Origin of the sequence: Pricia sp. (genome assembly GCF_041745955.1) — a bacterium.
GTDB lineage: Bacteria > Bacteroidota > Bacteroidia > Flavobacteriales > Flavobacteriaceae > Pricia.
This window is the reverse complement of record NZ_JBGTHY010000299.1, coordinates 1-2,634: the sequence shown is the minus strand read 5'-3', so window position 1 is coordinate 2,634 and position 2,634 is coordinate 1. Positions and strand designations below refer to the sequence as shown.

Below are 2,634 nucleotides of genomic sequence, written 5' to 3'. Positions count from 1 at the left end.
TCGTTGGAGAAAATATTCCCTATCGGATTGTAGAACAGAAAGGCGGCCAGCATCAATACTACACTGACCACAACGCCGTATCCGGTTATTTTTTTGGCCAAGTTCCACAAGCCGATGTAATCCTTGGCACCTAAAAGTCGTCCGCCCATAATGTTCGCTACGGCACCATACCCATCTATAAAAAACGACGAAAATAGCCATAGATTAATGGCGATGGTATGCGCGCCGATATATTTGGGTCCCATATCGGTAGCTTCCCGAACCGCTACCAATGAAACGGATGTGCGCCCTGTTTCCAAAATAGGCTTCGAACAGGCTTTGGTACTGGCAAGAATTTCAGGTATTTCGAGTATTTTTGCACATCGAATCATCTTTGAACGATTTTATTGTAAATTTAAAGCTTTAACCCTGACCGTTATGATAAAAAATATTCTGGTGCCCATAGGTTCATCCCCCGATTCTTTTCACACCTTGCAGTATGCCGTGAATTTCGCCGCTGAGTTTTCGGCAAAGATTTATGTGATGGAGGTATTCAACGTTTCGGTCGGAGCAGGAAAAAGTTTGGCCAACGTGGAGAAAAAAGTGGCCGAAAGCAGTAAGGAACATGTGAAGGAGGTCATCGAGAAGGTAGATTCCAAAAACGTAGAAATCAAAATTGCCGTTTACAATGGTGACATTGTTGACGGCTTAAAGGATATTGATAAAGAACTGGGTATCGATCTGATTATCATGGCTCCAAGAAGCAATGATGTCAATGAAGAACTTTATTTGGGACATACTTCGGGAAGAATAGTTAAAAGAACCAATATTCCCACGCTGATAGTGCCCAAGGGGACTACCCTCAAGCCGATGAAAACTATTCTGACCGCATTTAAATCAGGTATTTTGAAGCGTAAACGTATACTAGACCCCCTGATAGCCATCAAACAAAAGTTCAATGCCAAGATTAATCTGCTTATGGTGAAGACCCCTGGTTATTCAGATGATGACCTAAAAATCAACACAGCCTTGATGGACATTAGTTCGCAACTGACGTTGACCGAGGCGCCGAGTACCTATTTGGGCGTATTGGAGCATTTTCAATCGCAGCAGCCCGATCTTTTATGTGTTTTCAGAAGAAAGCGAGGCTTCTTTAAAAATCTTTGGGAAAAGAGTACCATACCCAAGTCGGAATTTTCGGCACGGATTCCCGTTTTGGTATTGAGCGTCAAGAAAGATTGATTACGAAGGTTTTCGGCAAGAATCCGCAACCAACGGAGCTCTAATATGTTTTACCTATGCACAATCCGTTATCCTTTCTTGGGCAAAAAACCTTCATTCGATATTATAGTAAGGTCGTCAAGAGTATCGCCTTTTTTCCTATTCTCATCTGTATCGGTTTTACCATATTGACCTTTATCATGCTCAGCGTTGAGAAAAACGATATGGCCGCTGACTTAAAGGAAAAGATATCGTACCTGCTGATATCCGACGTAGATACGGCCCGAACCCTCATGTCGGCTTTGATCGGGGGCGTATTCACCTTGACCGTTTTCAGTTTTAGTATGGTGATGGTGGTATTGAACCAGGCCAGCACCAGTTTTTCGCCACGATTGCTTCCCGGGCTGATATCGAACAAAAAGCACCAAGTGATCTTGGGCGTTTTTATCGGTACGCTGCTCTACTTTATTATCATATTGATCTATGTGAAATCTACGGAAAATACCGAAAGCAACCTGGGCCTGTCGCTGTTCGTTGCATCCATACTGGGGATTTTGTGCCTCGCCTTTTTTGTTTTTTTCATCCATAGCATTTCACAATCGATACAGATACACAACATTATCAAGAAAATCAACAGATATGCACAAGAGAGTATACAAAATCTGTTAGAGGAACAGGAATCGTACGATGGCAAAACCCTGTCGCTCGAGGATGGCGCACCGGTTATAAGAAGCAATCGGAGCGGATATTTTCAGGGCATCAAGCGCGATGTACTGGAAGAGGTTTTTGAGGATAAGAAGATAGGCATACAGATGATACCCGCCTACAACCAGTTCGTCTGGGAGGGCAAACCGATAGCTAAGACACCAAAAGTTCTGGACAGGGAAGAAACGGATATCTTTCTCTCCACACTCGATATCAGGATAGACCGCCATTCGAACGGCGGCTATTTTGCGGAATTGATCAAGTTGAAGGAAATCTGCGTCAAGGCAATGTCGCCCGGTATCAACGACCCGGGCACCGCCATAGGTTCGCTCGACGCGTTGGGATCGCTGATGCGTGAAGTCAAAAAGCTTGAACCGAGCGTTCTGATAAGACAGGGCACCACCGAAATAACCGTAAGGCAGCTTGACATGAAGTTGTTGCTAAACGATGTCTTCAAGCAGATCCGCCTTTACGCCAAGAAAGACCCGATTGTAATGGAAAAACTTGCGGATATCTTTAAGGTACTCGTGTCTGACGAGCAATTGAACGCAGACTACCAGCGGGCCTTTGAAAAAACCTTGCAAAAACTGCAGGACGACATCGAGAACAACGTTGACAACCAGGCCGATCAAGAGGAAATCATCGAGGTAATCGAATCTTAGGATCATAATTTTTCAGGTCGGGCCAAACTATTTTTTGCATTATTCGAGCGAACGGATAAATTTAGCT

The 2,634-nt window shown here is 44.1% G+C and carries 3 protein-coding genes; 2 read left to right on the top strand and 1 reads right to left on the bottom strand.

Features of this window, described 5'->3' with window-relative positions; translation table 11 throughout:
• A partial coding sequence (locus ACEW8S_RS11000) for an MATE family efflux transporter (RefSeq protein ID WP_373518201.1) occupies positions 1-371 on the bottom strand: 371 nt, incomplete at its 3' end.
• A gap of 49 nt (positions 372-420) precedes the next feature.
• On the opposite strand from ACEW8S_RS11000, the gene ACEW8S_RS10995 reads away from it, so the two are divergent.
• The gene (locus ACEW8S_RS10995) at positions 421-1,221 is read left to right on the top strand and encodes a universal stress protein (protein WP_373518202.1); all 801 of its coding nucleotides are present in this window, start codon (positions 421-423) and stop codon (positions 1,219-1,221) included.
• A 56-nt stretch (positions 1,222-1,277) separates the two neighbouring features.
• On the top strand, positions 1,278-2,567 hold the full coding sequence (locus ACEW8S_RS10990; protein WP_373518200.1) for a DUF2254 domain-containing protein: 1,290 nt from the start codon (positions 1,278-1,280) through the stop codon (positions 2,565-2,567).
• Positions 2,568-2,634: the final 67 nt, after the last annotated feature.

What these genes read in the sequence shown, in the direction of transcription:
- ACEW8S_RS10990 (WP_373518200.1), top strand. Translation starts at nt 1,278, where the DNA reads ATGCACAATCCGTTATCCTTTCTTGGGCAAAAAACCTTCATTCGATAT.